Annotated in this window: 29 protein-coding genes and 1 pseudogene; 24 read left to right on the forward strand and 6 right to left on the reverse strand. The window is 61.8% G+C overall.

Annotation, left to right across the window (positions count from 1 at the left end; translation table 11 throughout):
* Window positions 1-11: 11 nt before the first annotated feature.
* The 12 genes and pseudogenes from K6M89_RS18335 to K6M89_RS18390 all read left to right on the forward strand — a co-directional run bounded on the left by K6M89_RS18335 (window position 12) and on the right by K6M89_RS18390 (window position 9927).
* A complete protein-coding gene (locus K6M89_RS18335) occupies window positions 12-1361 on the forward strand; it encodes an LLM class flavin-dependent oxidoreductase (RefSeq protein ID WP_222140422.1) in 1350 nt (449 codons plus the stop codon).
* Between the two features lie 18 nt (window positions 1362-1379).
* Window positions 1380-2579 carry a M20 aminoacylase family protein gene (locus K6M89_RS18340; protein ID WP_222140423.1) on the forward strand — a complete coding sequence of 400 codons (1200 nt, stop codon included), beginning with the start codon at window positions 1380-1382 and terminating at the stop codon, window positions 2577-2579.
* Entirely contained in the window at window positions 2576-3139 is a 564-nt protein-coding gene (locus K6M89_RS18345; RefSeq protein ID WP_222140424.1) for a GNAT family N-acetyltransferase, read from the forward strand. Before K6M89_RS18340 ends, K6M89_RS18345 begins: the two co-directional genes overlap by 4 nt.
* Window positions 3140-3177: 38 nt before the next feature.
* Entirely contained in the window at window positions 3178-4953 is a 1776-nt protein-coding gene (locus K6M89_RS31500; protein ID WP_222140425.1) for an amino acid ABC transporter permease/ATP-binding protein, read from the forward strand.
* A gap of 91 nt (window positions 4954-5044) precedes the next feature.
* Window positions 5045-5989 (forward strand): ABC transporter substrate-binding protein, encoded by a 945-nt coding sequence (locus tag K6M89_RS18355; protein WP_222140426.1) that lies wholly within the window; start codon window positions 5045-5047, stop codon window positions 5987-5989.
* 71 nt (window positions 5990-6060) lie between these two features.
* Window positions 6061-6999, forward strand: coding sequence for an ABC transporter substrate-binding protein (locus K6M89_RS18360; protein ID WP_222140427.1), 939 nt, complete (start codon window positions 6061-6063; stop codon window positions 6997-6999).
* Between the two features lie 201 nt (window positions 7000-7200).
* A complete protein-coding gene (locus K6M89_RS18365) occupies window positions 7201-7797 on the forward strand; it encodes a 2-hydroxychromene-2-carboxylate isomerase (RefSeq protein WP_097580788.1) in 597 nt (198 codons plus the stop codon).
* 108 nt (window positions 7798-7905) lie between these two features.
* Window positions 7906-8466, forward strand: coding sequence for an FMN reductase (msuE, locus tag K6M89_RS18370; protein ID WP_064831891.1), 561 nt, complete (start codon window positions 7906-7908; stop codon window positions 8464-8466).
* Between the two features lie 34 nt (window positions 8467-8500).
* On the forward strand, window positions 8501-8689 hold the full coding sequence (locus tag K6M89_RS18375) for a hypothetical protein (protein WP_222140428.1): 189 nt from the start codon (window positions 8501-8503) through the stop codon (window positions 8687-8689).
* A gap of 12 nt (window positions 8690-8701) precedes the next feature.
* Window positions 8702-8863, forward strand: coding sequence for a hypothetical protein (locus K6M89_RS18380; RefSeq protein WP_222140429.1), 162 nt, complete (start codon window positions 8702-8704; stop codon window positions 8861-8863).
* A gap of 162 nt (window positions 8864-9025) precedes the next feature.
* The gene (locus K6M89_RS18385) at window positions 9026-9607 is read left to right on the forward strand and encodes an RBBP9/YdeN family alpha/beta hydrolase (RefSeq protein WP_222140430.1); all 582 of its coding nucleotides are present in this window, start codon (window positions 9026-9028) and stop codon (window positions 9605-9607) included.
* A gap of 11 nt (window positions 9608-9618) precedes the next feature.
* A pseudogene (locus tag K6M89_RS18390) lies at window positions 9619-9927 on the forward strand (hypothetical protein).
* A gap of 6 nt (window positions 9928-9933) precedes the next feature.
* Here K6M89_RS18390 and K6M89_RS18395 read toward each other — a convergent pair.
* From K6M89_RS18395 to tauA, 3 genes are read right to left on the reverse strand one after another with little or no spacing between them, the layout of a single operon-like run.
* Window positions 9934-10788 carry an ABC transporter permease subunit gene (locus tag K6M89_RS18395; protein WP_222140431.1) on the reverse strand — a complete coding sequence of 285 codons (855 nt, stop codon included), beginning with the start codon at window positions 10786-10788 and terminating at the stop codon, window positions 9934-9936.
* Window positions 10785-11573: a taurine ABC transporter ATP-binding protein gene (locus tag K6M89_RS18400; RefSeq protein WP_222140432.1), complete on the reverse strand. Its 789-nt coding sequence runs from the start codon at window positions 11571-11573 to the stop codon at window positions 10785-10787. Before K6M89_RS18400 ends, K6M89_RS18395 begins: the two co-directional genes overlap by 4 nt.
* A gap of 54 nt (window positions 11574-11627) precedes the next feature.
* Window positions 11628-12638: a taurine ABC transporter substrate-binding protein gene (tauA, locus tag K6M89_RS18405; protein WP_222140433.1), complete on the reverse strand. Its 1011-nt coding sequence runs from the start codon at window positions 12636-12638 to the stop codon at window positions 11628-11630.
* Window positions 12639-12838: 200 nt separating this feature from the next.
* Here tauA and K6M89_RS18410 point away from each other — a divergent pair, with 200 nt between their 5' ends.
* Both K6M89_RS18410 and K6M89_RS18415 read left to right on the forward strand, forming a co-directional pair.
* The gene (locus K6M89_RS18410; protein ID WP_222140434.1) at window positions 12839-14209 is read left to right on the forward strand and encodes an FAD/NAD(P)-binding protein; all 1371 of its coding nucleotides are present in this window, start codon (window positions 12839-12841) and stop codon (window positions 14207-14209) included.
* A gap of 145 nt (window positions 14210-14354) precedes the next feature.
* Window positions 14355-15050 carry a GntR family transcriptional regulator gene (locus K6M89_RS18415; protein ID WP_222140435.1) on the forward strand — a complete coding sequence of 232 codons (696 nt, stop codon included), beginning with the start codon at window positions 14355-14357 and terminating at the stop codon, window positions 15048-15050.
* A 63-nt stretch (window positions 15051-15113) separates the two neighbouring features.
* Here the strand turns inward: K6M89_RS18415 and K6M89_RS18420 are convergent, their stop codons facing one another.
* The 3 genes from K6M89_RS18420 to K6M89_RS18430 are packed head-to-tail and all read right to left on the reverse strand — an operon-like array spanning window position 15114 to window position 16438.
* Window positions 15114-15725 carry an ATP-dependent Clp protease proteolytic subunit gene (locus K6M89_RS18420; protein WP_222140436.1) on the reverse strand — a complete coding sequence of 204 codons (612 nt, stop codon included), beginning with the start codon at window positions 15723-15725 and terminating at the stop codon, window positions 15114-15116.
* A 42-nt stretch (window positions 15726-15767) separates the two neighbouring features.
* Window positions 15768-16127: an SRPBCC family protein gene (locus K6M89_RS18425; protein ID WP_222140437.1), complete on the reverse strand. Its 360-nt coding sequence runs from the start codon at window positions 16125-16127 to the stop codon at window positions 15768-15770.
* Window positions 16124-16438, reverse strand: a complete 315-nt coding sequence (locus tag K6M89_RS18430; protein ID WP_097580777.1) for an ArsR/SmtB family transcription factor — start codon at window positions 16436-16438, stop codon at window positions 16124-16126. Before K6M89_RS18430 ends, K6M89_RS18425 begins: the two co-directional genes overlap by 4 nt.
* A gap of 424 nt (window positions 16439-16862) precedes the next feature.
* On the opposite strand from K6M89_RS18430, the gene K6M89_RS18435 reads away from it, so the two are divergent.
* The 10 genes from K6M89_RS18435 to K6M89_RS18480 all read left to right on the forward strand — a co-directional run bounded on the left by K6M89_RS18435 (window position 16863) and on the right by K6M89_RS18480 (window position 26016).
* Complete coding sequence (locus K6M89_RS18435) at window positions 16863-17465, forward strand: amino acid synthesis family protein (RefSeq protein WP_222140438.1); 603 nt, start codon at window positions 16863-16865, stop codon at window positions 17463-17465.
* 16 nt (window positions 17466-17481) lie between these two features.
* Window positions 17482-18327: an alpha/beta fold hydrolase gene (locus tag K6M89_RS18440; protein ID WP_222140439.1), complete on the forward strand. Its 846-nt coding sequence runs from the start codon at window positions 17482-17484 to the stop codon at window positions 18325-18327.
* On the forward strand, window positions 18324-19259 hold the full coding sequence (locus tag K6M89_RS18445) for a flavin reductase family protein (protein ID WP_222140440.1): 936 nt from the start codon (window positions 18324-18326) through the stop codon (window positions 19257-19259). Before K6M89_RS18440 ends, K6M89_RS18445 begins: the two co-directional genes overlap by 4 nt.
* Window positions 19256-20296, forward strand: coding sequence for an LLM class flavin-dependent oxidoreductase (locus K6M89_RS18450; protein WP_097580773.1), 1041 nt, complete (start codon window positions 19256-19258; stop codon window positions 20294-20296). Before K6M89_RS18445 ends, K6M89_RS18450 begins: the two co-directional genes overlap by 4 nt.
* A 4-nt stretch (window positions 20297-20300) precedes the next feature.
* The gene (locus tag K6M89_RS18455; RefSeq protein ID WP_097580772.1) at window positions 20301-21764 is read left to right on the forward strand and encodes an aldehyde dehydrogenase; all 1464 of its coding nucleotides are present in this window, start codon (window positions 20301-20303) and stop codon (window positions 21762-21764) included.
* Window positions 21765-21769: 5 nt separating this feature from the next.
* Window positions 21770-22093: an NIPSNAP family protein gene (locus K6M89_RS18460; protein WP_222140441.1), complete on the forward strand. Its 324-nt coding sequence runs from the start codon at window positions 21770-21772 to the stop codon at window positions 22091-22093.
* A gap of 48 nt (window positions 22094-22141) precedes the next feature.
* Entirely contained in the window at window positions 22142-23152 is a 1011-nt protein-coding gene (locus K6M89_RS18465) for a polyamine ABC transporter substrate-binding protein (RefSeq protein ID WP_097580770.1), read from the forward strand.
* A gap of 113 nt (window positions 23153-23265) precedes the next feature.
* Window positions 23266-24138, forward strand: a complete 873-nt coding sequence (locus K6M89_RS18470) for an ABC transporter permease (RefSeq protein WP_222140442.1) — start codon at window positions 23266-23268, stop codon at window positions 24136-24138.
* 1 nt (window position 24139) lies between these two features.
* Window positions 24140-24940, forward strand: coding sequence for an ABC transporter permease (locus tag K6M89_RS18475; protein WP_222140443.1), 801 nt, complete (start codon window positions 24140-24142; stop codon window positions 24938-24940).
* Window positions 24937-26016, forward strand: coding sequence for an ABC transporter ATP-binding protein (locus tag K6M89_RS18480; RefSeq protein WP_222140444.1), 1080 nt, complete (start codon window positions 24937-24939; stop codon window positions 26014-26016). The genes K6M89_RS18475 and K6M89_RS18480 overlap by 4 nt, the downstream gene beginning before the upstream one ends.
* Window positions 26017-26024: the final 8 nt, after the last annotated feature.

The following is a 26024-nucleotide window of genomic DNA, read 5'->3' on the forward strand; positions in this document are numbered from 1 at the left end:
GGATCGATCCCATGGCTCAGAAACACGTCACGTTCGGCATCATGCTGCAGGGTCCCGGCGGTCACATGAATGCCTGGAAGCATCCAAGCGGACCGGCCGATGCCAGCGTCAATTTCGAGTTCTTCGTGACGACGGCGCGCAAGGCGGAGGCGGCCGGCATCGCTTTCGCCTTCGTCGCCGACGGGCTTTATATCAACGAGCAGTCGATCCCGCATTTCCTCAACCGGTTCGAACCGATCGCCATTCTCTCGGCGCTGGCAGCCTCCACTTCGAAGATCGGCCTCGTCGGCACGGTCTCGACTTCCTACAGCGACCCCTTCACCATCGCCCGCCAGTTCGCCTCGATTGATCTCATCAGCGGCGGCAGGGCAGGGTGGAATGCGGTGACCTCGCCGCTCGAGGGTTCTGGCAGAAATTACAGCCGTGAACATCCCGAGCACGAGCTGCGCTACGAGATCGCTGAGGACTATATCGACGCGATCAAGGGTCTCTGGGATTCCTGGGACGACGATGCTTTCGTGCGCAATCGCAAGACCGGCGTCTTTGTCGACAAGGCGAAGATGCATCGCCTCAACCACAAGGGCCGCTTCTTCCGTATCGAAGGGCCGCTCAATATCGGCCGCTCGAAGCAGGGCCAGCCCGTCGTCTTCCAGGCGGGCGCTTCGGATTCCGGCATCAGGCTCGCCGGCAAACATGCCGATGCTGTCTTCACGAATGGCGGACCGTTCGAAGAGGCTCGAGGCTTCTATCGGCAGCTCAAGGACAGTGTCATTGCTCAGGGACGCCCCGCGGCGGAAGTCGGCATCTATCCCGGCATCGGCCCGATCGTCGGCAAGACGTCCGAGGAAGCGGAAGTCAAGCACCAGGCGATCCGCAATCTCGTCACGATCGAGGAGGCGCTCCTCTATCTCGGCCGCTTCTTCGATCATCATGATTTCAGCGCCTACCCGCTCGATGAGGCTTTCCCTGACATCGGCGATATCGGCAGGAACAATTTCCGCGCCACCACCGACCGCATCAAGAGGACGGCGCGCGAGAAGGGGCTGACGCTCCGCCAGGTCGCGCTCGATTCCGCGACGCCGCGCACGGCTTTCATCGGCACTGCGGAGCATATTGCCGATGAGATCATCCGCTGGGTGGATCATGGCGCCGCCGACGGCTTCATTCTCGGCTTCCCCGTCATCGCCGAAGGCTTCGACGATTTCGCTGAGCACGTTCTGCCGATCCTGACCGAGCGCGGCTATTTCGATCCGGTCCTGAAGGGCGAGACGCTGCGGGATCATCTGGGGCTGCCCTTCCGGGAAAGCCGGTATGCGGCCAGTGCCGATCAGCTCGAGCCCGGAAAGGCTGTCGGCGCCTGAGGTGCTGACGGTAGTGTCATGGACGTCATCGCTCAGAATCCGCGCAGCAACGATCCGGTCGAAATGGGCATCGCCGCCTATCTCGACGAGATCATTGCGCTTCGCCACGATCTGCACCAATATCCCGAGCTTGCCTTCCAGGAGCTCAGGACCAGCAAGCTCGTGGCATCCCGCCTCTCCTCCTGGGGCTACGAGGTGGCGACGGGCATTGCCGGCACCGGCATCGTCGCCACCCTCAGGCGCGGGGACGGCAAGAAGCGGATCGGCATTCGCGCCGACATGGACGCGCTGCCGGTCGAGGAGGCGACCGGACTTGCCTATGCCAGCAGCAATCCCGGCGTCATGCATGCCTGCGGCCATGACGGTCATACGTCGATCCTGCTTGCGGCCGCCCGCTATCTCGCAGAATGCGGCAATTTCAGCGGCACGTTGAGCCTGATCTTCCAGCCCGCCGAGGAAATCGGCGCCGGCGCCCGCAAGATGATCGCCGAAGGCCTGTTCGAACGGTTTCCCGTCGATGCGGTCTTCGGTTTGCACAACTGGCCGGGTGTGCCGGCGGGCCAGTTCGGTTTCGTCACCGGCCCGGCCATGGCCTCGGTCGATCAGGCGGTGATCAAAATCGTCGGCAAGGGCGGCCACGGCGCCGAGCCGCACCGCGCCGTCGATCCGGTACTGGCTTCCGCCTCCTTCATCACCGCGCTGCAAAGCGTCGTCTCGCGCAATGTCGATCCGCAGGACATGGCGGTCGCCACCGTCGGCTCGATCCATGCCGGCTCCGCCTCGAACGTCATCCCCGAGAGCGTGGAGATGAAGCTCACCATGCGGGCCTTCAGCGAGGAGGTTCGCCGGCTGCTGCAGGAGCGCATTCCAGCCCTTGCCCGCGCCCAGGCCGAGAGCTTCGGCGCGGCGGCGGATGTGAACTACCGGCTCGGTTTTCCGGCGCTGGTCAATCATCCCAAGGAAACCGCGTTTGCCCGGGATGTCGCCTATGACGCGCTCGGTCTCGCGGCGATCGAGAAGGATTTCCGGCCGCGGACCGCGAGCGAAGATTTCGCCTTCATGCTGCAAGCCAATCCCGGCAGCTACCTCTTCGTCGGCAATGGCGACAGCGCGCCTCTCCACAGCGCCCATTACGATTTCAACGACGCGATCATCGCGCCGGCCGCCCGCTACTGGGTGCGGCTCGCCGAAACCTTCCTCACTGATGACAACGGGTGACGAACGATATGAGCGATACGTTTCTCTATACGAGCCCCCTCGATCCCCGCGCCAAGCCGCTGATCGATGAATTGATCCACGAATATGACAGCCGCTACGGCACCTATTTCAATGCGGAAGGCGCCGCTGCCGAATTGAACCGCTATCCCCCCGAAGCTTTCGCGCCGCCTCACGGCAATTTTCTGCTGCTGATCCGCAATGGCGAAACCATCGGCGGCGGCGCCTTCAAGCATTACGACGATCGCACGGCCGAGTTCAAACGCATCTGGACACGCTCGGACCTGCGCCGCCAGGGCCTTGCCCGCAGCGTACTGGTGGAGCTGGAAGCTCAGGCGGCCCGCCAGGGCTATACCCGCATCTATCTGACGACCGGTTTCCGCCAGCCCGAGGCCGTCGGTCTCTATCTGAACCACGGTTACACCGCTCTCTTCGACACGGCAGCCGACCCCGAGATCTACAAGAGCCTGCCCTTCGAGAAGGACATCACCCATCTCGTTCCGCCGATCTTCGCAACCGAGCCGGCCGAACCGCGCCTGCATGTGGCCGGCGCAAATCTCTGAAAACGGCAAAGACCGACAATCATAAAAGGGAAGCAAGAATGGCACTGACGACGGATTTCGCCGGCATTGAGCCCGGCGGCAGAACGGCAGAACTCAGGCAGGATCATTCCCGTTACCGCATCGTGCCGGCGCGCCATCCCGAGCGGCTGGCGGGCACGATATTCGCTGCCGTCGTCATCGTCGCCGTGCTCTATTCCACCTTCACCAATCCGCGCTGGGGTTGGGGCGTCTTTGCCGAATGGTTCTTCGCCGAGCCGGTGCTCGTCGGCCTCGGCAGGACATTGCTCCTGACCGCGCTTGCCGCCATATCGGGCTCCATCCTCGGAACAGCCTTGGCGCTTGCCCGTGTCTCCAGGTCGCCGCTGCTATCGGGCCTTTCCTGGGGCTATATCTGGCTGCTGCGCTCGATCCCGATGATCGTGCTGCTGCTGATATTGAACAATCTCGGCTATCTCTATGAAACGATCAGGATCGGCATCCCATTCACCGACACGGTGTTGTTCGACTATCCGACCGTACAGCTGCTGACGCCCTTTGCCGCTGCCTACCTCGGCCTCACACTCAACCAGTCGGCCTTCTTCGCCGAAATCGTCCGCGGCGGCATTCTGTCGGTGGATCATGGGCAGCTGGAGGCCGCAGCCGCACTAGGCCTGCCACGCCGCCGCCAGGCCTTCCGCATCGTGCTGCCGCAGGCGATGCGCTCGATCCTGCCGACCGGTTTCAACGAGCTCATCGGATTGGCGAAGAACACGTCCGTCGTCTATGTGCTGGCGCTGCCGGAGCTGTTCTACACCGTCCAGGTGATCTACCGCCGCAATCTCGAAGTCATTCCGCTGCTGATGGTCGCAACGGTCTGGTATCTGATCATCATGACCGTGCTGTCGGTCGCCCAGCACTATATCGAGCGCTATTTCTCCAAGGGCGCCGTGCGCAATCCGACACCGCTGCCCTTCCAGTCATTTCTGGAGCGCTTCCGCCGCCCGCTGCCGGCTCTCGATAGCGCGACCGACAAAGCGCGCAATCTTGGTTTCCATGATGCGACGGCTCTGCGGGCAGGCGGTGCGGTGCGCATCCACGGCATCTCGAAAAGCTTCGGCTCGCTGAAGGTACTTGACGATGTCGAGCTCAACCTGCCGGCCGGCAGTGTGACCGCCATTCTCGGCCCCTCCGGTTCGGGTAAGTCGACGCTGCTGCGGTCAATCAATCACCTGGAGCGTGTCGACGACGGCTTCATCTCCATCGACGGCGATTTCGTCGGCTACAGCAGGAAGGGCGATACGCTCTACGAGCTCAAGGAAAAAGAGATCCTCAAACGCCGCGCCGATATCGGCATGGTCTTCCAGAGCTTCAATCTCTTCCCGCATCTGACCGTGCTCGAAAACCTCATCGAGGCGCCGATCGAGGTCCGTGGCGCCGGCCGCGAGGACGCCGTGCAGCTGGCGCAGGAACTGCTGGCGCGTGTCGGTCTCAGCGACAAGATCAATGCCTATCCGCGTCAGCTCTCCGGCGGCCAGCAGCAGCGCGTCGCGATCGCCCGGGCGCTGGCGCTCCGTCCCAAGGTTCTGCTCTTCGACGAGCCGACATCCGCACTCGATCCGGAACTCGTCGGCGAGGTGCTCGACGTCATCAAGGAGCTCGCCCGCACCGGCACGACGCTCGTCATCGTCACCCATGAAATCGGTTTTGCCCGCGAAGTCGCCGATACCGCCATCTTCATGGAAAGTGGCCGCATTCTGGAGGCCGGTCCGCCGGCCCGGATCTTCACGCAAGCGGAGCATCCTCGAACGCGCGAATTCCTTGCCAAGGTTCTCTAGCGCCGAACAGCGCTGGTGAAATGCCGGGCCGCGACGGGCTGCTCCAGTCGAATGACAACAATCACAACCAAAGGACGAAGTGGAGAAGGGCATGACATTTACCGATAGAGCAAGGCTTCTGATAGCGGGAGCCGTCACCATTGGCGCGATCGGTTTCGGTTCCGCTGAGGCGCAGCAGAAGTTCGATCTCAGCCCCGAACAGCCGAACCGGCTGCGGGTGGAAAAGAGCGAGAAGCGCATCGCTGAAATCAAGGACTTCAAGTTTGTCGAGAACGGTGTCTTCACCGTCGGCATCAGCTCGAGCGGCAATCTGCCGCTGCACGACTATGCCTCCGATTCCAAGACGGTCATCGGTTATGACGTCGATCTCGCCCAGGCCATTGCCGACAGCCTGGGCCTGAAGCTCAACCTCGTTTCCGTCGCATGGGCCGATTGGCCGCTGGGGCTCACCTCCGGCAAGTTCGATGCGGTGATCTCGAACGTCACGGTGACGGAAGAGCGCAAGCAAAAGTTCGATTTCTCGACCTACCGCAAGGATGAGCTCGGTTTCTACGTCAGGGCCAACAACCCGATCACATCGATCAAGGAGCCGAAGGATATTGCCGGCCTGAAGGTCATCACCGATGCCGGCACCAACCAGGAAAAGATCCTCCTGGAATGGGACCGGCGGAATGTCGCGGCCGGCCTCAAGCCGATCGAGGTGCAGTATTATGACGATGATGCGGTGAAGGACCTCGCCGTCCAGTCCGGCAGGGCCGACGCCGTCTTCAGCGTCAACGCCACCCAAGCCTATGCTGCGGGAATCAACGGCAAGACCAAACTTGTCGGCACCGTCAGCGGCGGCTGGCCGATCACCGCCGAGATCGCCGTCACCACACGCAAGGGCAGCGGTCTGGCGGCTCCCTTGACCGATGTCGTCAACGACCTGATCGCCAGCGGCGCCTATAAGAAGATCCTCGACACCTGGAATCTCGGTCCCGAGGCGATCGACAAGGCGCAGACCAACCCGCCCGGCCTGCCGAAGAGCGGTTCGTAATGTTTACGGGGCGGACGGCCGTTCGAGCTGGTCCGTCCCTGCCTTTCACTGCAAACGGAGACATATCGAACGTGGCGAATTTTCTTGATATCCGCAGCTTTTTCTTCGCGGCGCTGACGGCAGCCTTGACGAGCCTCAGTGCCGCCCATGCGGCCGACGATTTTGACCTGAGCCCGCAGCAGTCGGGCAGGCTTCATACCGCCAGGAACGATGCGGCGATCGCCGCGATCCCCAAGGATTTCAAGTTCGTCACGCCGGGTAAATTCACCATCGCCGTCAGCCCCGGCGGCCCGCCGCTTGCGACCTATGCCACCGACGCCAAAACCGTGGTCGGCGCCGATCCCGATTACGCCTATGCCATCGCTGACAGCCTCGGCCTGAGGCTGGAGATCGTGCCGGTCGCCTGGATCGACTGGCCGCTCGGCCTCACATCGGGCAAATATGATGCCGTCATCTCCAATGTCGGCGTGACCGAGCAGCGCAAGGAGAAGTTCGATTTCTCCACCTATCGCCGGGGTCTGCACGGTTTCTTCGTGAAAGCCGATAGTCCCATCACCTCGATCAGGGAGCCGAAGGACGCGGCAGGCCTGAGAATCATCGTCGGTGCCGGCACCAACCAGGAGCGTATCCTGGTCAAGTGGAGCGACGAAGATATTGCCGCAGGCCTGAAGCCGATCGAGCTGCAATATTACGACGACGAGGCGGCGAGCCTTCTCGCGATGCGTTCCGGGCGGGCCGATGTCATCGTTCAGCCGCACGCGCAGCTCGTCTTCATCGCGGCGCGCGACAAGAACATCAAGCGGGTGGGCACGCTGAGCGCCGGCTGGCCGGATCGATCGGACGTCGCCATCACCACCCGCAAGGGAAGCGGGCTCGCCGATGCGCTGACCACCGCCACCAATGGTCTGATCAAGGACGGTACCTATGCCAGGATTCTCGCTCACTGGCACCTTTCCGAGGAAGCTCTGCCGGCATCCGAAACCAATCCGCCCGGTCTGCCGAAATATTGATCGTCGGAAGGCAAGTCATACCCATCAGCCATATCGGCTTCCTCACCCCGGCGACTATTCCGATGATGATCCCTTGGCGGAATCGCCCCGGAGCTCGGATGGAAAGCGCAGCTGGAAATTCGGGCCGCTTCCTGAAGGACCGTCGGCAGACGACGGCACCTATTCGCCATCAAACAACCATCTCAGGAGGAACATTCGTCAGTGACCAAATCGGTGGAATATTTCTTTTCGATCGGCTCGCCCTGGTCCCACATCGGCTTCGACGCCTTTACCGAACTGGCGGCGAAGAACGGCGTCGTCGTCACGCCCTATCTGACGACCGTGGTGGAGGAGAATGGCGGCATCTTCTCGCGCAACCGCCCGGAGATCCGCCGCGCTTATTGGACGCGCGACCTCAAACGCTGGGCGCGCGTGCGCGGCAAGGACTTGCGGCTCGAACATCGCCCGGAGCTCAGCGATCCGACGCCGGCATCTCTCTTTGTGATCGCTGCCTATCTCGACGGGCAGGATTGGATTGGCGTTAGCAGGGCCCTGCAGCATGCTTTCTGGAGCGAGGCGAGGGATATCGGCAAGGCTGATGTTCGCGAGGCGATCGTGACAGCAGCAGGTTTCGATGGCGCAGCGCTTCTCCGGCGCCAAGCCGATGACGACGTCCAGAACAAATGGTCGGCAGACCGCGTGCATGCGCGCGACAGCGGCGTCTTCGGTTTTCCCAGCTATGTCTATGACGGCGAGCTCTACTGGGGACAGGATAATCTGCCCTTCCTCGAACGCCATCTCCGCGGTGACAGACCGTAAACGTCAAGACGAATGTTTTTTCAATCGAACGGCGAAGGAGAGACGCACATTCCTTTTATCCAGTAATTTTATAGACAATATTTGAAGCAACCACAGAGAGGAAAAACCATGTCAGGTTTCAAACTCGTCGGCATTGCCGGCAGCTTCAACCGCCCATCGAAGACACTGGCTCTTGTCCGGCATGTCGCCGAACGCGCCAGCATCAGATACGGCTTTTCGAGCAAAACCTATGATCTGCACGATCTCGGTCCGTCGCTGGGGCGCGCCTTGTGGCGCAAGGACCTCGACGAGCAGGCCAGGCGTGTCGTCGACGAGATCGTAAGGGCCGATGTGCTGATTATCGGTTCGCCGACTTACAAGGGCTCCTATCCCGGCCTTTTCAAGCACCTCATCGATCTGATTGATCCTCAGGAGCTTCGCGCGAAGCCGATCATCATTACGGCGACCGGCGGCGGTGACCGGCACGCCTTGATGGTCGAGCATCAGCTTCGGCCGCTGTTCGGTTTCTTCATGGCCCATACGCTCCCGACGGCCGTCTATGCGTCCGATCGTGATTTTGCGGATTACGCGGTCTCATCCGATGCGCTTTCGAACCGCATCGGTGAAGTGGTCGGTGAATTGTCGGCCTTCTTTCCAGAGGCAAGACCGGCGGTAGCCGCAGCCGAATAAGGCGCGCCACGAACTTCGTTCTCAGGAGGCAGCGATGGATGATGCAGGCCCGCAGGGATCAAGCGAGCAAATCTGGAGCGTCTTTGAATTCGCTCGCCGATATCGGTTGGCCAAGCGCGAGGAGAACCGCCTGCTGATGCTCTACGGGCCGACTGCATCGCTGCGCGATCTTCTTGCCAATGCGCAACGTCATTCGTTCATTCCCCAGTCTGCCGATTCCTGACAGGAGGTTCGCATGAAGTTTGATTTCCATTTCTGGCTGACGTTTGCGATCGCCCGCTTCCGGCGAAACGCGCGGAAGCCTGCAAACGCACTGGTCAACAGCGTCGAAGAGGACCTGTCGGCGCGCGAATACGAGCTCCATTATTGGGGTGCAATGCCCGGACTTTGGTATTGAGAGGGGTGGCGGGATGGCGATCGTCGTTGAGACCGGCCTCCGTCGGCAGGCTACGAGAAGAGCAACGGGAAGCGTTATGTCGCAATTCAGGCATGCCGCTGGGATCTGCACGGTCGTTAGTTCCTTCACCTTCCTGTTCGCGCTGGTGATCGGGCTGATCCGATGAGCGAAGTCCTCATTCTCCCCGGATTATTCGGCTCTGGAGAGGGGCATTGGCAAGAGCACTGGCTGCAGGATCAGCCGGGTAGCCGTCGCGTCGCCCAGGACGACTGGGATCATCCGGACCTCGACAGCTGGCTGCCGCGATTGGAAGGCGCGCTTGAAGAGGCCCGTGAGGCCTACTTGGTCGCCCATAGTCTCGGATGCCTGCTCGCCGCCCGGCTGGCCGGTCGAAGCGCTGCCCGGCGCGTGAAAGGGGCACTGCTCGTTGCTCCCTGCGATCTCCCGGCGACGGAAATTCTGCATCCCGGGCATATCTCGTTCGGCGGCATGCCGACGGCGCCTCTACCATTTCCGAGCATCGTCGTCGGCAGCATGAACGACGTTTACATGACGGTCGATCGGCTGGCTCTGTTCGGCCGCCTGTGGAAGGCCGAGACCAGGAATATCGGCCTTGCCGGCCACATCAATATCGCCAGCGGTTTTGGCCGCTGGCGAACCGGCTACCGGCTGCTGGATACCTTGAAGACGCGCGCCGGCGATCGAAGGCGCAACGTTTCCACGCGGCCGGCTTTTGCGATGTGAACGGAAGCGGAATGTCCGACATTGTCGACGATCTCCTGCGCCTCAGCGAAGATCCGGATGCCGATCCGAGAAGCCGGCGCCGGCAAATCATGTAGCGGTTGGTACAGACGCTGCTCACCATGGTCGATGCCGAAATCGGGCTGGAAGAGGCGCGACATCGCCAGTCGATCATCCATCTGACGACGATCATCCGCGACATGACGGGCAGGATCGCCGAGGCCGACGACCCGACATTTGCGGCGATCGTCAGGGAGGCCGCGATGCTGATCCGCAGCCTGCAGCGGCGCCGGGCAGATGCTGCCAGTTTTACGGCGCATTGACCCCCGTCAGAGCTTGCCTTTCCAGGGCACGAGGAAGGCCTCCAGGAAACGAATGGCGGCCGAGAAGGTGAAGGCGCAGATCGCGATGATGCCGATGCCGACGAAGACGACGTCGGTTGCCAGGAACTGCGATGCCGACATGATCATGAAACCGATCCCGCGCGTCGAGGCGATCAATTCGGCGGCGACCAGCGTGCCCCAGCCGACGCCGAGGGCAATGCGGATGCCGGTGAGGATTTCGGGCAGGGCGGAGGGCAGGACGATATCGATGAACAGCTGCAGCCGGCTCGCGCCCAGCGAACGGGCGGCGTTGACGCGCTCGATCGGCAGCGAACGGACGCCCGCTTGCGCCGAGAGGCAGATCGGCGCGAACATCGCCAGCACCAGCAGCGTGATCTTCGACATCTCGCCGATGCCGAGCCAGATGATCATCAGCGGCAGGTAGGAGAGGGGCGGAAGCGGCCAGTAGAACTCGATCGGCGCATCGAGCACGCCTTTCGCCCCACGGTTCAGACCCATCAGCAGTCCGAGCGGAATGCCGGCGGAGATGGCGATGAGGGCTGCGACGACGACGCGGAACAGGCTCGCAAGGATGTGTTCGGACAGCGATGCGCCGGCATAACCGTCGCGATAGACGAGGCCGATCTGCGTCAAAACCTCGTCCGGACGCGGCAGGAACAGGTGCGGCACGACACCGAGCGCGGAGACGAGCCACCACAGCAGCAATATCGCCAAGGCGGTGGCAATGCTGATCACCACCGTCGATTTCTCGCCGGCGCCGAAGCTTGCCATCTTAACCAGCTTGACTTGGCGGTTCTCTCTCTGCGCCGCAACCGGCGATGTCTGCGTTATATCGCTCATGCGGCGCTCCTCAAATCTTCGCTGCTGTGGAGAATGGCGCGGATCTCCTCGCGCAGCTCGGCAAATTGCGGCGACGCCTTGATCGATCGGGCGTCGCCGGTCTCGGCGAAGCGACGGATGAAATCGAGATCGAAGCGGGCGACGACGCGCCCCGGCCGCGGCGACATGACCAGGACCTGCGTGCCGAGAAACAGCGCCTCTTCGATCGAATGGGTGATGAAGAAAACCTTCTTCGCCGTCTTGTTCCAGACGGAAACCAGCAGTTCCTGCATCTGCTCGCGGGTCAAGCTGTCGAGCGCGCCGAACGGCTCGTCCATGAGCAGAATATCCGGATTGGTCGCAAGAGCCCGGGCGATACCGACCCGTTGGCGCATGCCGCCCGACAGCTCGTAGGGAAAGGCATTGGCGAATTCGTCGAGACCGACGAGCCGGAGCAGTTCGAGCGCGCGCGCTTGCTGCTCCTTGCGATTGACGCCGGCAAATTTCAGGCCGAGCGCGACATTGTCGACCACCGATTTCCAGGGCAGCAGCGCATCTTTCTGAAAGACGACGCCGCGATCGGCGCCCGGCCGTTCGACCGCGCGGCCATCGAGCGTGATCCGGCCATCCGACAGCGGGAGGAAACCGGCAATCGCGTTGAGAAGAGTTGATTTGCCGCATCCCGAGGCGCCGAGCGCGACCACGAACCCCCGTTCGGGGATATCGAAGGAAACGCGATCGAGCGCATGGACGGTTCGCCCGTCGCGGGCTGCGAAGAAAACGCTGGCGTGATCGACTTTAAGCATGGTGCCGCTCGCAGGTTCGATGCCGGCGCGACAGCGCGCCGGTGTCGGGGAGGATCAGTTGCTGACGGCGGTAAGCGCGTCTGCGGTGACGAAGGCGCCGTAATTTTCCAGCACGCCGGAGACCTTGCCCTGTTCCTTCAGGAACAATGCCGTGTCCTTGAGGATCTTGCCGGCGCCCGCCTTTTCGCCGCCGCCGAGCCAGGCGTCCGACGCCTGGACCCCGGGCGTCAGCAGCGTCAGGTTCTTGAGCGCCGAGGCCTGCTGCTCCGGCGTTCCGCCGAGAAGCTTGGCGAGCGACTTGGCGTTATCGCTGTCGGAACCCCAGGCGGCTTTGTCCGATGCGAAGGAAGCGTAGTATTTGTTGATGACCGAGGCGAAGCCCTTGAGGAATTCCGGGTTGTCGGCGGCAAATTTCGAGGTTGCCACCCAGGCCGAGAATGTCGGCGCACCCTTGTCCGCGACGTCCTTGGAGGTCACCAGAACCTTTCCGTTCTTCTTGAGTTCGGTCAGCGCCGGATCCCAGACGAAGCCGCCATCGATATCACCGCGATTATAGCTCGCGACGATCTCAGGCTGCGGGATTGCAAAGACCTGGACGTCCTTCTCGGTCAGGCCGAGCGATTTGATCAGCGCCAGAAGCTGATAGTGGTCCGTCGAGACGGGCGCGGCGGCAAGTTTCTTGCCCTTCAGATCGTTCAGGCTTTCGATGCCCGAGCCGTTGCGGACGACGAGAGCCTCGTCGATGCCTGAGATGGAGGCGAGGTAGAAGGCCTTGACCTCGAGCCCGCGCGAGACCGCAGCCGCAAACGGGCTGGAGCCGACATAGCCGACCTGGACGTCGCCGGAGGCGATGGCGGCAAAGATTTCGGCGCCTGAATTGAACCTGCGGAAATCGATGTCGTATCCGGTATCCCTGGCGAATTCGCCGTTGGCGATCGCCACCGATGACGGCAAGGCATCGGTTTGATAGCCGACGACGACCTTCTTGTCCGCCGCCTCAGCGGCGATCGCCGTTACGAGAGTGCCGACGACAGCGATTGCGGCAAGCAAATTTTTGAAATTCATCCTGAGCCCCTTTGTTTGCGGGCCGCTCGGCCCCTTGATCTCACCTGCAAAAGGGTAATCGTCGAGAAGGGGCTGGCGGGAGAAATAACAAACTATATTTATAGACTATAGAGATAATTGTTTTCGTGATTCTGCCGCTTGAGTGATCCCCCGGTCGGGGGCGACAAGAGCCTGCGTTACGGAGCTTCGGGGAGAATGCGTTGATATATGATGTGATCGTCGTCGGTTCCGGATTTTCAGCGATCGCTGTGACCTGCAATCTCATCGAGCAGCTTCCCGCTTCGGCGAAGGTTGCCGTCGTCGGCGACGATCCCGGTTTCGGGCGCGGGACGGCATATAGGACGGAGCTCTATCTCCATCGGCTCAACGTTCCCGCCGGCCGCATGAGCCTGCTGCCGCATCATCCCGACGACTTCGTCGACTGGCTGAAAAGCCATGGAGGCCAGCTGCAGGCCGGCGATTTCGCCTCGCGCGGCGATTACGGGCTTTATGTCAGGAATACGCTTGCGCGGCTGCTGCGCAAGCGGGAGGGTCGCTGCCGGGTCGATTTCATCAAGGCCAAGGCGGCGGGATGCGTGGAGCGTTACACGAGCACGCTCGCCTTCCACCTCGGCAATGGCGACGAGATTGCCGGGAGGAATGTGGTGCTCTGTCTTGGCGTCGGAAACGCGAACCTTCCGGTCGATCCGGCCGGCGCCCCGCCATTTCTGCGATCGCGGATCGTCGAGAACCCGTGGCGGCTCTCCTGGCTGAGGCGCGTCGCACCGTCCGATGCCGTCTGCATCCTCGGCTCCGGCCTGACGATGATCGATCAGGTTCTCGCGCTTCGCGCCCATGGCCACAGAGGCAGGATCGACGTGCTTTCGCGGCGCGGCTTGGCGCCGCTCGGACATGCAAGGACGCCGCCGGCGCCTCTGCCGATCGACGTTCACGCGCTTCCCGCCACGATCAGCGGCCTGTTGAAGATCTTGCGGGAAAAGAGCAGGGAGGTCGCCGACTGGCGGAGCGTGATGGACGGCCTGAGGCCGGTGACGCAGGCTCTCTGGCAGCGGCTTACGAACGAGGAGCGGGCACGATTCCTGCGGCATGCGCTTCCCTGGTGGAATATCCACCGGCACCGGGTCGCGCCCGAGGTGTTCGCCGGGTTCGAGAAATTGGTCTCGGACGGAACCGTTCGCTTCCACGCGGGCTTCCTGAGATCGCTCGAGGCCAGGGAAGGCAGGCTCGTTGCCGACTACAGGATCAGGGCCAAGCGTGAGATCGCCGAGATCAAGGCGGACTGGCTGGTCAACTGCACGGGTATGGAGCGCGCCGGGATCAGCCATTCGCCGCTTCTGAAGGAAATGAACCGGTTTCACCTGATCGTCCCCGATCCTCTCGGGCTCGGCATCCAGGTGGATGCGGCTTCCGAAGTGACGGGCACGTCCCGGATCTCGCCCGCGCGGCTGTTTGCCGTCGGCGCCTTGACGGCGGGACAATTCTGGGAGATCACCGCCGTCCCCGATATCCGGGTGCAGGCGAAGGCGGTGGCCGAAGAGATCGTCAGGGCGAGGCTGAAGTCCAACGCATGACTCGACGATCTCCGGATCGGTACGGCGCTGTTGAATTGCCGGCCGCCGACAGCTACAGTATTTGGTAGGCCATAATACGATTCCTGAATTCGGCTGGCGCAGCAAAGCTTGAGCCTGCGAAGTCAATCCAACACTGAGGTACAGCATGAGCGGCGCTCTGAAGGACGCAGCAATAAGGGTCGAGCGTCCTGCGAAGACCTTGCGGGAACTGGCGCTCGACAAGGTCCGCGAGGCCATCGTCAACGGATACTTCCGTCCGGGAGACCGGCTTGTCGAGCGCGACCTCTGCGCCCAGCTCGGCGTCAGCCGGACGGTTGTGCGTGAGGTTCTGAGGCATCTGGAATCGGAAGGGCTGGTCGCCAATCTGCCGAACAAGGGACCGATCGTCGCCCAGCTGGATATCGAGGAAGCCAAACAGATCTATGAAATCCGCGGTGCGCTCGAAGGCATGGCGGCGCGGCTCTGTGCTGAACGCGGCAGCCCCGAGATCGTCGCCGCGCTCGAGGAATCCCTGAGCGCAATCCGCAGCAGCTATCGCGACCAGGATATGGCGGGTGTGCTGGCCAATACCTCTTCCTTCTATCAAACACTGTTCACTATGGTCGACAGGCATGTCGCCTGGGGCGTCGTCAATCTGCTCACCGTACGCATCAACCATCTGCGCTCAATGACGATCAAGACGGAACGGCGTGACATCGAGGGGCCGGCACAGATGTCGAAGATCGTCGACGCCATTCGCCGCGGCGACGGCGAGGGGGCCCAGCGGGCGGCGATGGATCATGTCGCGGCGGCGAGTGCCATTGCCGAGGCGGTGCTGTCCGCCCAGAAGCCCGCCGAATAGGTCAGGGCGCTGCTGCGGTCTTCGCAGGAGACGGTAGCGAGGCGCTGGGATTTCCGCGACAGGTTATAGGCTGTCCGTGTCTTCCCGAACCTTTAGAATACGGTCGATAAGACCCCATTCCAGTGCTTGTTCCGCCGTCATGAAATGGTCGCGATCCATTGCGCGCTCAAAGTCTTCATAGGAGCGTCCGCAATGCTCCGCGTAGAGCCGCGTCATGCGCTGCTTGGTCTTGAGGATTTCTTCGGCGTGAATCAGCATGTCCGAAGCCTGCCCTTGGAAGCCACCGGAGGGCTGGTGAATGAGGATACTGGCGTTGGGCAATGCAGCTCTTTCGCCGGCTTCGCCTGCCATCAGCAGGAACGATCCCATTGACCGGGCTGTCCCCATGCAAAGCGTATGAACCGGCGCGCGGATAAAGCGCATGGTGTCATACATGGCGAGGCCGCTGGTCACGACACCGCCCGGCGAATTGATGTAAAGATTGATCGGCTTCTTTGGATTCTCGGCCTCAAGAAACAGCAATTGCGCGCAGACCAGAGCGGAAACGGTATCGTTAACCTCGCCGTTGAGGAAAATGATGCGTTCACGCAGAAGACGGGAGTAAATGTCAAAAGACCTCTCCCCTCTGCTGGATTGTTCTATGACCATAGGGACGAGTTGCATCGCTTCGCGCATCGGCGAACTCCAATCTTCCAGAATTTAAGGGAGCTTGCCGCGTCAGGCGGCGAGCATGAGGGGCGGACTGTTGCTGTTTGCGGCCGCTTTCGCGGTCCGTTCAAGCCTCGCGTCGGTCAGTTCGTGGATAATGCGCAGGCGGGTGCCGCCGGACGCGTTCGGGACGATCGTGAACGTCACCGTGCTTTCAAGAAAAGGCGGAGTGTCGTCGCGCAGGCTATAACGGACTTCCTTGCCAGGTGTGATGGTGGCCGGTTCGGGATCGGCTAAAGCGCCTTTTGGCAACCAGTTTTCCCGAAATTCGGGGATGCTGATTGCACGCCAGACCTTTTGCGGCGGTTCATCCAGATCGAATTCCAGTTCGATGCCGTCTTTCTGCTCGGTGGCCTTTCCGTCGTTCATTGGTCCATATCCTTCAGCAAGACCTTGAGAGCTTCGATGCGGGCAGGCCAGTAGGCACGATATTTCGCCAACCATTGTGCGATGAGAGCCAGTCCTTCCGGATCGACTTCGTAATTCACGAAACGCCCCCGCCGTTCTTCCCTCACGAGCTTTGCGCTCCGCAAAACCGAGAGGTGTTGCGACATTGCCGGCTGACTGATCTCCATGCCCGCGCGCAAGGCGCTGGCGTTCATGCCGCCCGCCGCCAGCTTCTCGAAGATCGTGCGGCGGGTCGGGTCGGCCAAGGCTCGGAAAATGTCATTCTCGATCATGCAGACACATAAGCATGGACTTATGCGATTCGCAAGTCTGCTTCGCGACGGGCTTTTCCGTTGTCCCGCAACATACCGGCCGAATGGCAGACGGCATTCGCGATCATGATCCGCGAGAATCCAAACTCCCTGCTTGACACCCAACTTTTCTCAAGGCGATGGTATGCCATAATAAATAATATATGAGGCGGTATCATATGAACTGGGATGGCTATGGTGTCTCTGTCGTCGGGAACCTGTGCCCTGCCGGGGAAATCTCGGATTCGACCAACTTTGACGCGGCGGATCCGCGGTGACCGCGGTCAACTGACAAGCCTTTGTTTTGAATAAATATTTTTGGGGAATCTGCGGCTTCGCAGGGAACGAACTTGACACTCGTATATTATGGTATACCATAATATGAAATTGAGAAATGAGGTGTTCGATGGCCATTCAAATTCGCAAGACGGGACTGCAGATCGAAACGACGCTGATCGAGGGCGGCAAGGCCGCGGCGGTGCCGCTGAAGCTGTTTACCGCCTTCGCGGTGGTGAAGAACCCTTGGGCGGGCCGCGGCTTTGTCGAAGATCTCAAGCCCGAAATCCATGCGGGCGCTCCGGTTCTCGGTGAGTTGCTGACCAAGGTGATCATCGATGCCGTCGGTTCCGGTGAGGCTGTTGAAGGCTATGGCAAGGCCGCCGTCGTCGGCCTGGACGGTGAGATCGAACATGCCTCCGCGCTCATCCACACGCTGCGCTTCGGCAATTTTTATCGCCAGGCTGTCGGCGCCAAGTCCTATCTCGCCTTCTGCAACACCCGCGGCCCCGCCAATGCGCCGATCATGATCCCGCTCATGGACAAGAACGACGAAGGCCGCCGTTCGCACTATCTGACCATCCAGACCTCGATCCCCGACGCGCCTGCCGCCGATGAGATCGTCGTGGCGCTTGGTGCATCGGTGGGCGGGCGCCCTCATCACCGCATCGGCGACCGCTATCAGGATCTGAAGGATCTCGGGCAGGACGTCGCCAATCCTGCGGGCGTTTGAAAGGGTGGGCGCTGAGATGCTGACAGCCGGATCGATCTCGGGCGCCGCTGCAGCAACGAGCGCGGCCGGTGACTTGCCGCGAAAGAAGACGGCAGGCGGAACGGCCTATCACGAGGCCGGCAGCGGTGAGCCGCTGGTTCTCATTCATGGTGTCGGCATGCGGCTTGAGGCCTGGGCGCCGCAGATCGCCTTTTTGTCGACCGGCCATCGCGTCATCGCCGTCGACATGCCGGGACATGGTGAGAGCGCAAAGCTGCCGGCCGGCAGCCGTCTTGAGGAGTTTGTCGCCTGGTTCGGGCGCTTTCTCGACGAGATGGCGATCGACAGGGTGAATGTTGCCGGCCACTCGATGGGGGCGCTGGTATCGGGAGGGGCGGCGGCGACGTTCGACAGACGGATCAGCCGTGTTGCTTACCTCAACGGCGTCTACAGGCGCGACCGGCAAGCAAAGGCTGCCGTGCTCGCACGGGCCGCGGCCATCCCGGTGACGGGTGTCGACAAGGAAGGCCCGCTGGCTCGCTGGTTCGGCGATGATCCGGACAGCGTGGTTGCGCGGGAACTGACGCGGAAATGGCTCAACCTCGTCGATCCGGAAGGCTACGCGGTCGCTTACGCCGCCTTCGCTGGCGGAGACGAGACCTATGCCGATCGCTGGAAAGACGTGGCTGGTCCGGCCTTGTTCCTGACAGGCTCCGACGATCCAAACTCGACGCCTCTGATGGCAGAGCAGATGGCGGCGCTTGCGCCCAAAGGCTGGGTCCGCATCGTCGAAGGCCATCGCCACATGGTGAACCTGACCGCGCCTGATATCGTCAATTCGCTGCTCGCCGAGTGGCTGTCGTTCGGGGAGGATGAACGATGACAATCCAGACTGTCGACCCAAGAGCATTGCGCGATGCGTTCGGAGCTTTTCCGACCGGCGTGACCGTCGTCACCGCCTGCGACGGGGAGGGGAATCCGATCGGTTTCACCGCGAACTCCTTCACCTCGGTCTCGCTCAATCCGCCGTTGCTGCTTGTCTGCCTTGCCAAGACCTCGCGCAATTTCGCCATCATGACCGGAGCGCCGCATTTTGCCATCAACGTGCTCTCGGAAACGCAGAAGGACGTGTCGAACACCTTTGCGCGGCCCGTCGAAGACAGGTTCGCGGCGGTCGAATGGGCCAAGGGATCGGCCGGCTGCCCGATCTTCTCGAACGTCGCGGCCTGGTTCGAATGTGCGATGGAAGAGGTCATCGAGGCCGGCGACCACGTCATCCTGATGGGCCGCATCGAAGCTTTCGACAATAGCGGCCGCAATGGTCTCGGCTATGCCCGCGGCGGTTATTTCACGCCGACGCTCGCAAGCAAGGCGGTGTCTGCGGCAAGCGAGGGCAATATCGAACTGGCAGCCGTCGTCGAGCGCCGCGGAGAAGTTCTGCTGCTGGGCGACGATGTACTCTCCCTGCCAAGCGTCGACGCCCATGACGGCAACCCGACCGATGCTTTGCAAGAATATCTGGAAACGCTCACCGGGCTGAAGGTCAGCATCGGCTTTCTCTATTCGGTCTATGAGGGCAAGAGCGACGGCAAGCAGCACATCGTCTATCACGCCGTTGCCGGAGACGGCGAGCCCGCCGGCGGCAGGTTCGTAAAACCTGACGCGCTGGCTGCGGCAAAATTCAAGACCAGCTCGACCGCCGACATCGTCAATCGCTTCGCGATGGAAAGCTCGATCGGCAACTTCGGCGTCTATTTCGGCGACGAGACCGGCGGCAAAATTCATCCCATTCCAGCCAAGGGCCTAAAAGCATGAAGTTCTCCCTCTTCGTCCATATGGAGCGGCTCGACGCCAGCCAGAGCCACAAGAGCCTCTACGAGGAATTCGTCGCGCTCTGCGAGATCGCCGACAAGGGCGGCATGCATGCAATCTGGACGGGCGAGCATCATGGCATGGATTTCACCATTGCCCCCAATCCGTTCGTGACCATTGCCGATCTCGCCCGCCGCACGTCGCGGGCAAGGCTGGGGACGGGAACGGTGATCGCTCCCTTCTGGCATCCGATCAAGCTTGCCGGCGAAGCGGCGATGACCGACATCATCTGCGACGGCAGGCTCGATATCGGCATTGCCCGCGGCGCCTATTCCTTCGAATATGAGCGCCTTCTGCCGGGTCTCGATGCCTGGGGCGCCGGCCAGCGCATGCGTGAGCTCATTCCGGCGGTCAAGGGCATATGGAAGGGCGACTACGCCCATGATGGGGAGTTCTTCAAATTCCCCACGACCACCTCGGCGCCGAAGCCGCTGCAGCAGCCGAACCCGCCGATCTGGGTTGCGGCGCGCGACCCGAACTCGCACGAATTTGCCGTCGCCAACGGCTGCAACGTTCAGGTGACGCCGCTGTGGCAGGGCGATGACGAAGTCCAGTCGCTGATGGACCGCTTCAACGATGCCTGCGCCAAGAATCCCGATGTCGAGCGGCCGAAGATCATGCTGCTGCGCCACACCTATGTCGGCTCGTCGGAAGAAGACGTCGCCCAGGCCGCCCATGAACTCAGCGTCTACTACAACTACTTCTTCGCTTGGTTCAAGAATGAGAAGCCGATCAGGCAAGGCCTGATCGAGCGGATCCCGGACGAGCAGATCCACGCAAACGCGATGCTGTCGGACGAGGTCATGCGCACCAACAACGTCGTTGGTAACGTGCAGACCGTCATCGACCGGCTCAAGGCCTATGAGGCCCTCGGCTACGACGAATATTCCTTCTGGATCGACACCGGCATGAGTTTCGAGCGCAAGAAGGCGTCGCTCGAGCGCTTCATCGCCGAGGTCATGCCGGCATTTCAGGAGTAGGACCATGCGGCTTTTCCAGCATTATATCGACGGCGAGTTCTCGGATGGCGAAGCTTCCTATCCGAGCATCGATCCGGCTTCCGGCACAGTCTGGGCGGAAATGCCCGAGGCGCGCGAGAATGATGTCGATCGAGCCGTGAACGCTGCCGACAGGGCGCTCTACGAAGGCCCCTGGGCGAAGATGACGGCCACCCAACGCGGCAGGCTGCTTTACAAGCTCGCCGATCTGGTTGCCGCCAATGCGCAGGTCCTCGCTGAATTGGAGACGCGCGACACCGGCAAGATCATCCGCGAGACATCCGCGCAGATCGCCTATGTCGCCGAATATTATCGTTATTATGCCGGCATATCAGACAAGATCGAGGGATCTTACCTGCCGATCGACAAGCCCGATATGGACGTCTGGCTTCGCCGCGAGCCGATCGGCGTCGTCGCCATGGTCGTGCCCTGGAACAGCCAGCTCTTCCTGTCGGCGGTCAAGATCGGCCCGGCGCTCGCGGCCGGCTGCACGATGGTGGTCAAGGCCTCGGAAGACGGCCCGGCGCCGCTGCTCGAATTCGCCCGCCTGGTGCATGAGGCAGGCTTTCCCGCCGGCGTCGTCAACGTCATCACCGGTTTTGGCGCCTCCTGCGGCGCGGCCCTCGGCCGCCACCCGAAGGTCGCGCATGTCGCCTTTACCGGCGGGCCCGAAACCGCCCGGCACGTTGTGCGCAACTCGGCCGAAAACCTCGCTTCCACCTCGCTCGAACTCGGCGGCAAATCGCCCTTCATCGTCTTTGCCGATGCCGACCTCGAAAGTGCCGCCAACGCCCAGGTCGCGGGCATTTTCGCGGCGACGGGGCAGAGCTGCGTTGCCGGCTCGCGCCTGATCGTCGAGCGCAGCGTCAAGGACAGGTTCGTCGCGCTGCTGCGCGAGAAGGCGGAAGCGATCCGGATCGGCGCGCCGCTCGACATGGCGACTGAAGTCGGGCCGCTTGCCACCAAGCGCCAGCAGGACAATATCGGCGCCCTCGTCGAGAGATCGATCGCAAGCGGCGCCCGGCTGGTCACGGGCGGCCGCAAGATCGATGGCGAAGGCTATTATTTCCCGCCGACGATCCTCGATTGCGACGATGTCGCTTCGCCGTCGCTGATCGAGGAGTTCTTCGGGCCGGTCCTCTCCGTCGTGTCCTTCGAGACCGAAGCCGAGGCGCTGCGGCTTGCCAACGACACCCGCTACGGCCTGGCCTCCGGCATCTTCACCCAGAACCTCACCCGGGCGCATCGGCTGATGAAGGGCATCCGCGCCGGCATCGTCTGGGTCAACACCTACCGCGCCGTCTCGCCGATCGCGCCCTTCGGCGGCTTCGGCCTGTCGGGCCACGGCAGGGAAGGCGGCATGGCCGCGGCGCTCGATTATACCCGCACCAAGACGATCTGGCTCCGGACCTCGGACGATCCGATCCCCGATCCTTTCGTGATGAGGTAGTGCCGATGCTTTACGAGGTCCGCACCTATCGGCTGAAGAACGGAACGATCCCGCAATATCTCAAAGTCGTCGAGGAAGAGGGCATCGAGATCCAGAAGAGCCATCTCGGCGCGCTGGTCGGCTACTTCTTTTCGGAGATCGGCACGATCAACGAGATCGTCCACATCTGGGCCTTTACGAGCCTGGACGACCGGGAGGCGAGACGCCAGCGGCTTCTGGCCGATCCCCGGTGGCAGGCCTTCCTGCCCAAGATCCGCGACCTGATCGAGGTGGCGGAAAACAAGATTATGAAGCCGGCAAGCTTCTCTCCCCGGAGCGAGGCGCGCTGACGGCATAAGGCATACCCGTAGGACAAACCACAACAGGGATAAGGGAACATGAAAACGACATTTGCTTTCGCGGCGGTTGCCGCATTCGTGGCGGTCTCCGCGCCGGCGCACGCCGACAGCATGGTCTTCTCGAGCTGGGGCGGAACGACCCAGGATGCACAGAAGGCGGCATGGGCAAGCCCGTTCACGGAGAAGACCGGCATCACCGTCGTGCAGGACGGCCCGACCGACTACGGCAAGCTCAAGGCCATGGTCGAGGCCGGCGAAGTCAACTGGGATGTCGTCGACGTCGAAGGCGACTATGCCGCCCAGGCCGGCAAGAACGGCCAGCTCGAGAAGCTCGATTTTTCCGTCATCGATAAATCGAAGCTCGATCCGCGCTTCGTCACTGACTATTCGGTCGGCAGCTTCTATTATTCCTTCGTCATCGGCTGCAATGCCGATGCCGTCAAAGCCTGCCCGAAGACATGGGCCGACCTGTTCGACACGACGAAATTTCCCGGCAAGCGCGCCTTCTACAAGTGGTCGGCTCCCGGCGTGATCGAAGCGGCGCTGCTTGCCGACGGCGTGCCGGCCGACAAGCTTTATCCGCTCGATCTCGACCGCGCCTTCAAGAAGCTCGATACGATCAAGTCGGATATCATCTGGTGGTCGGGCGGCGCCCAGTCGCAGCAGCTGCTGGCCTCCGCCGAGGCGCCCTTCGGCAGCGTCTGGAATGGGCGTATGACGGCGCTTGCGGCGACCGGCATCAAGGTTGAAACCTCCTGGGAGCAGAACATCACCGCTGCCGATGCGCTCGTCGTGCCGAAGGGCGCGCCGAATGCCGAGGCGGCGATGAAGTTCATTGCATTGGCGACCTCGGCCGAACCGCAGGCTGCCCTTGCAAAGGCTACGGGATATGCGCCGATCAACCTCGACTCCGCCAAGCTGATGGATCCCGAAACGGCCAAGGCGCTGCCGGACCAGCAGACCGCAAGCCAGGTCAATGCCGACATGAACTACTGGGCTGATAATCGCGATGCCATCGGCGAGAAGTGGTACGCCTGGCAGGCAAAATAGGCTGAGGCTTGAGATCAATGGGCACGGCGAAGGTCGCCGTGCCCCCGCAGCGCCAGTGCGAAATCGGTTTGCACCCATACGCCCGCGGAAATTGACGGGTGGGAAGGACGGTCATGTCGACGTTTAGCGATGCCTCCGGCGTAATTGCGCCCTTGCCGAAGATACGCAGGCCAACAGGTTTCAGCGGGGTCGTTCCGGCCTTCGCCTTCGTGGGTATCTTTTTCGTCGTGCCGGTGGCGATACTGCTGTTGCGAAGCGTGCTGGAACCCGTGCCGGGCCTGGGAAACTATGCGCAGCTGATCGGGTCATCGACCTATCTCAAGATTTTCGCGAACACCTTCATCGTCTCGGGTCTCGTCACGGTGATTTCGCTCGTGATCGGTTTTCCCGTCGCCTGGGCGCTGGCGATCATGCCCGGTCGGCTGACTTCGGTGATCTTTGCGATCCTGCTGCTCTCGATGTGGACCAACCTGCTGGCCCGCACCTATGCCTGGATGGTGCTTCTGCAACGCACCGGGCTCATTAACAAGACGCTGATGGGAATGGGCCTGATCGACCAGCCGCTGGCGCTCGTCAACAATCTGACCGGTGTTACGATCGGCATGACCTATATCATGCTGCCTTTCATCATCCTGCCGCTCTACGGCGTGATCAAGAAGATTGACCCGTCGACGCTGCAGGCGGCAGCCCTTTGCGGCGCCAACCGCTGGCAGTGCCTGACGCGTGTTCTGCTGCCGCTGGCGATGCCCGGCATGGCGGCCGGCGCCCTGATGGTCTTCGTGATGTCGCTCGGTTACTTCGTTACGCCCTCGCTTCTCGGCGGCACCGCCAACATGATGCTGGCAGAACTGATCGCGCAGTTCGTGCAGTCGCTGGTCAACTGGGGAATGGGCGGCGCGGCGGCGCTGGTGCTCCTGGTAGTGACCCTGTCGCTTTATGCCGTGCAGCTGCGTTTCTTCGGCAGTCAGAACCCGGGAGGACGTTGATATGCTGCTCAATTTCGACCGTCTCGGCTGGTGGAAATACATTCTTCTCAGCATAACACTTCTGACCGCAGCCTTCCTGCTGCTGCCGATCGTCTTCATCGCGGCTCTGTCCTTCGGCTCCTCGCAATGGCTGATCTTTCCGCCGCCGGGCTGGACCTTCCAGTGGTACAATGAACTCTTCGCTGATCCGCGCTGGCTGGAATCGGCTCTGACGAGCTTCAAGATCGCCGTTATCGTCACGGTTCTGTCGGTGCTGCTCGGGCTCGTCACATCTTTTGGCCTGGTGCGCGGTTCGTTCATGTTCCGCGATGCGCTGAAGGCGCTGTTTCTGACGCCGATGATCCTGCCGGTCGTGGTTCTCGCCGTTGCCCTCTACGCCTTCTTTCTCAGGATCGGCCTTGGCGGCACCCTGACGGGCTTCGTCATTTCGCACCTCGTGCTGGCGCTCCCGTTCTCGATCCTATCCATATCAAGCGCGCTGGAAGGTTTCGACAAGTCGATCGAGGACGCGGCCGTGCTCTGCGGCGCCTCGCCTTTGGAAGCGAAGATCAGGGTCACTCTTCCTGCGATCAGCCATGGGCTGTTTTCGGCCGCCGTCTTTTCGTTCCTGACATCCTGGGATGAGGTGGTGGTGGCGATCTTCATGTCTAGCCCGACCCTGCAGACGCTGCCGGTGAAGGTATGGGCGACGCTGCGGCAGGACCTGACGCCCGTTGTCGCTGCCGCATCGACCCTTCTCATCCTTTTGACAATCATCTTGATGGCGCTGGTTGCCGTCGTGCGTAAGGTACTGAAACAATGAACGAACCATTCCTTCAGATCCGCGGAATACGCAAGGAATACGGCCCCGTCGTCGCCGTGCACGACGTCAATCTCGATGTCCGGCGTGGTGAATTCCTGACTTTCCTCGGTCCGTCCGGATCCGGCAAGAGCACGACGCTCTACATCCTGGCCGGCTTTGAAAACCCGACCAAAGGCGACATTACGCTGGAGGGCAAGACGCTGCTCGCCACGCCGTCGCACAAGCGCAATATCGGCATGGTGTTTCAACGCTACACCCTGTTTCCGCATCTGACGGTCGGTGAAAACATCGCCTTTCCGCTGAAGGTCCGGCGGAAGTCGAAGGCCGAGATCGACAGCAAGGTGAAGGAGATGCTGCGCCTTGTCCGGCTCGAAGGCTTCGAGGATCGCAAGCCGGCGCAGATGTCCGGCGGTCAGCAGCAGCGTGTCGCCCTTGCCAGGGCTCTTGCCTATGATCCGCCGGTGCTGCTGATGGACGAGCCGCTGTCGGCGCTCGACAAGAAGCTGCGCGAGGAAATCCAGCATGAGATCCGCCGCATCCACCAGCAGACGGAAGTGACGATCCTTTACGTCACGCACGACCAGGAAGAGGCCCTGCGGCTCTCCGACCGCATTGCCGTCTTTTCCAAGGGCGTCATCGACCAGATCGGTACGGGCCCAGAGCTCTACGCCAATCCCAAGACGCGCTTCGTTGCCGAATTCATCGGCGACAGTGACTTCATTTCATGCGACCTGGTATCGTCCTCCGACGGACAAGCCACCATAGCGCTCGGAGGCGGAACCATCTTCAACCAGATTCCGGTGCATGGAAAGGGGACCTCCGGCGCAAGGGCGGCGCTGATGCTGAGACCGGAGCGCATCCGGCTGTCGCGCGCGAGAGCCGACGGCGCAGGTCTTGCCGCGACGGTCAGCGACATTACCTTTCTCGGCAACAACATCCACGTCTCCACGGAGACGTCGACAGGCGAGGCGCTGTCGGTTCGCTTGCCGTTCGGTCATGAGGCTATTGCCGGGCTTAATCGTGGAGATATAGTTCATCTCGATTTCGATCCCGGCGCCGCTCACGTATTCTGTTGAAAGTTGTC

Origin of the sequence: Rhizobium croatiense (assembly GCF_019793465.1) — a bacterium.
Classification (GTDB): Bacteria; Pseudomonadota; Alphaproteobacteria; order Rhizobiales; family Rhizobiaceae; genus Rhizobium; species Rhizobium croatiense.

What these genes read in the sequence shown, in the direction of transcription:
- K6M89_RS18335 (WP_222140422.1), top strand. Translation starts at nt 12, where the DNA reads ATGGCTCAGAAACACGTCACGTTCGGCATCATGCTGCAGGGTCCCGGC.
- K6M89_RS18340 (WP_222140423.1), top strand. Translation starts at nt 1,380, where the DNA reads ATGGACGTCATCGCTCAGAATCCGCGCAGCAACGATCCGGTCGAAATG.
- K6M89_RS31500 (WP_222140425.1), top strand. Translation starts at nt 3,178, where the DNA reads ATGGCACTGACGACGGATTTCGCCGGCATTGAGCCCGGCGGCAGAACG.
- K6M89_RS18355 (WP_222140426.1), top strand. Translation starts at nt 5,045, where the DNA reads ATGACATTTACCGATAGAGCAAGGCTTCTGATAGCGGGAGCCGTCACC.
- msuE (WP_064831891.1), top strand. Translation starts at nt 7,906, where the DNA reads ATGTCAGGTTTCAAACTCGTCGGCATTGCCGGCAGCTTCAACCGCCCA.
- K6M89_RS18375 (WP_222140428.1), top strand. Translation starts at nt 8,501, where the DNA reads ATGGATGATGCAGGCCCGCAGGGATCAAGCGAGCAAATCTGGAGCGTC.
- K6M89_RS18380 (WP_222140429.1), top strand. Translation starts at nt 8,702, where the DNA reads ATGAAGTTTGATTTCCATTTCTGGCTGACGTTTGCGATCGCCCGCTTC.
- K6M89_RS18385 (WP_222140430.1), top strand. Translation starts at nt 9,026, where the DNA reads ATGAGCGAAGTCCTCATTCTCCCCGGATTATTCGGCTCTGGAGAGGGG.
- K6M89_RS18395 (WP_222140431.1), bottom strand. Translation starts at nt 10,788, where the DNA reads ATGAGCGATATAACGCAGACATCGCCGGTTGCGGCGCAGAGAGAGAAC.
- K6M89_RS18400 (WP_222140432.1), bottom strand. Translation starts at nt 11,573, where the DNA reads ATGCTTAAAGTCGATCACGCCAGCGTTTTCTTCGCAGCCCGCGACGGG.
- tauA (WP_222140433.1), bottom strand. Translation starts at nt 12,638, where the DNA reads ATGAATTTCAAAAATTTGCTTGCCGCAATCGCTGTCGTCGGCACTCTC.
- K6M89_RS18415 (WP_222140435.1), top strand. Translation starts at nt 14,355, where the DNA reads ATGAGCGGCGCTCTGAAGGACGCAGCAATAAGGGTCGAGCGTCCTGCG.
- K6M89_RS18420 (WP_222140436.1), bottom strand. Translation starts at nt 15,725, where the DNA reads ATGCGCGAAGCGATGCAACTCGTCCCTATGGTCATAGAACAATCCAGC.
- K6M89_RS18425 (WP_222140437.1), bottom strand. Translation starts at nt 16,127, where the DNA reads ATGAACGACGGAAAGGCCACCGAGCAGAAAGACGGCATCGAACTGGAA.
- K6M89_RS18430 (WP_097580777.1), bottom strand. Translation starts at nt 16,438, where the DNA reads ATGATCGAGAATGACATTTTCCGAGCCTTGGCCGACCCGACCCGCCGC.
- K6M89_RS18435 (WP_222140438.1), top strand. Translation starts at nt 16,863, where the DNA reads ATGGCCATTCAAATTCGCAAGACGGGACTGCAGATCGAAACGACGCTG.
- K6M89_RS18440 (WP_222140439.1), top strand. Translation starts at nt 17,482, where the DNA reads ATGCTGACAGCCGGATCGATCTCGGGCGCCGCTGCAGCAACGAGCGCG.
- K6M89_RS18445 (WP_222140440.1), top strand. Translation starts at nt 18,324, where the DNA reads ATGACAATCCAGACTGTCGACCCAAGAGCATTGCGCGATGCGTTCGGA.
- K6M89_RS18450 (WP_097580773.1), top strand. Translation starts at nt 19,256, where the DNA reads ATGAAGTTCTCCCTCTTCGTCCATATGGAGCGGCTCGACGCCAGCCAG.
- K6M89_RS18455 (WP_097580772.1), top strand. Translation starts at nt 20,301, where the DNA reads ATGCGGCTTTTCCAGCATTATATCGACGGCGAGTTCTCGGATGGCGAA.
- K6M89_RS18460 (WP_222140441.1), top strand. Translation starts at nt 21,770, where the DNA reads ATGCTTTACGAGGTCCGCACCTATCGGCTGAAGAACGGAACGATCCCG.
- K6M89_RS18465 (WP_097580770.1), top strand. Translation starts at nt 22,142, where the DNA reads ATGAAAACGACATTTGCTTTCGCGGCGGTTGCCGCATTCGTGGCGGTC.
- K6M89_RS18470 (WP_222140442.1), top strand. Translation starts at nt 23,266, where the DNA reads ATGTCGACGTTTAGCGATGCCTCCGGCGTAATTGCGCCCTTGCCGAAG.
- K6M89_RS18475 (WP_222140443.1), top strand. Translation starts at nt 24,140, where the DNA reads ATGCTGCTCAATTTCGACCGTCTCGGCTGGTGGAAATACATTCTTCTC.
- K6M89_RS18480 (WP_222140444.1), top strand. Translation starts at nt 24,937, where the DNA reads ATGAACGAACCATTCCTTCAGATCCGCGGAATACGCAAGGAATACGGC.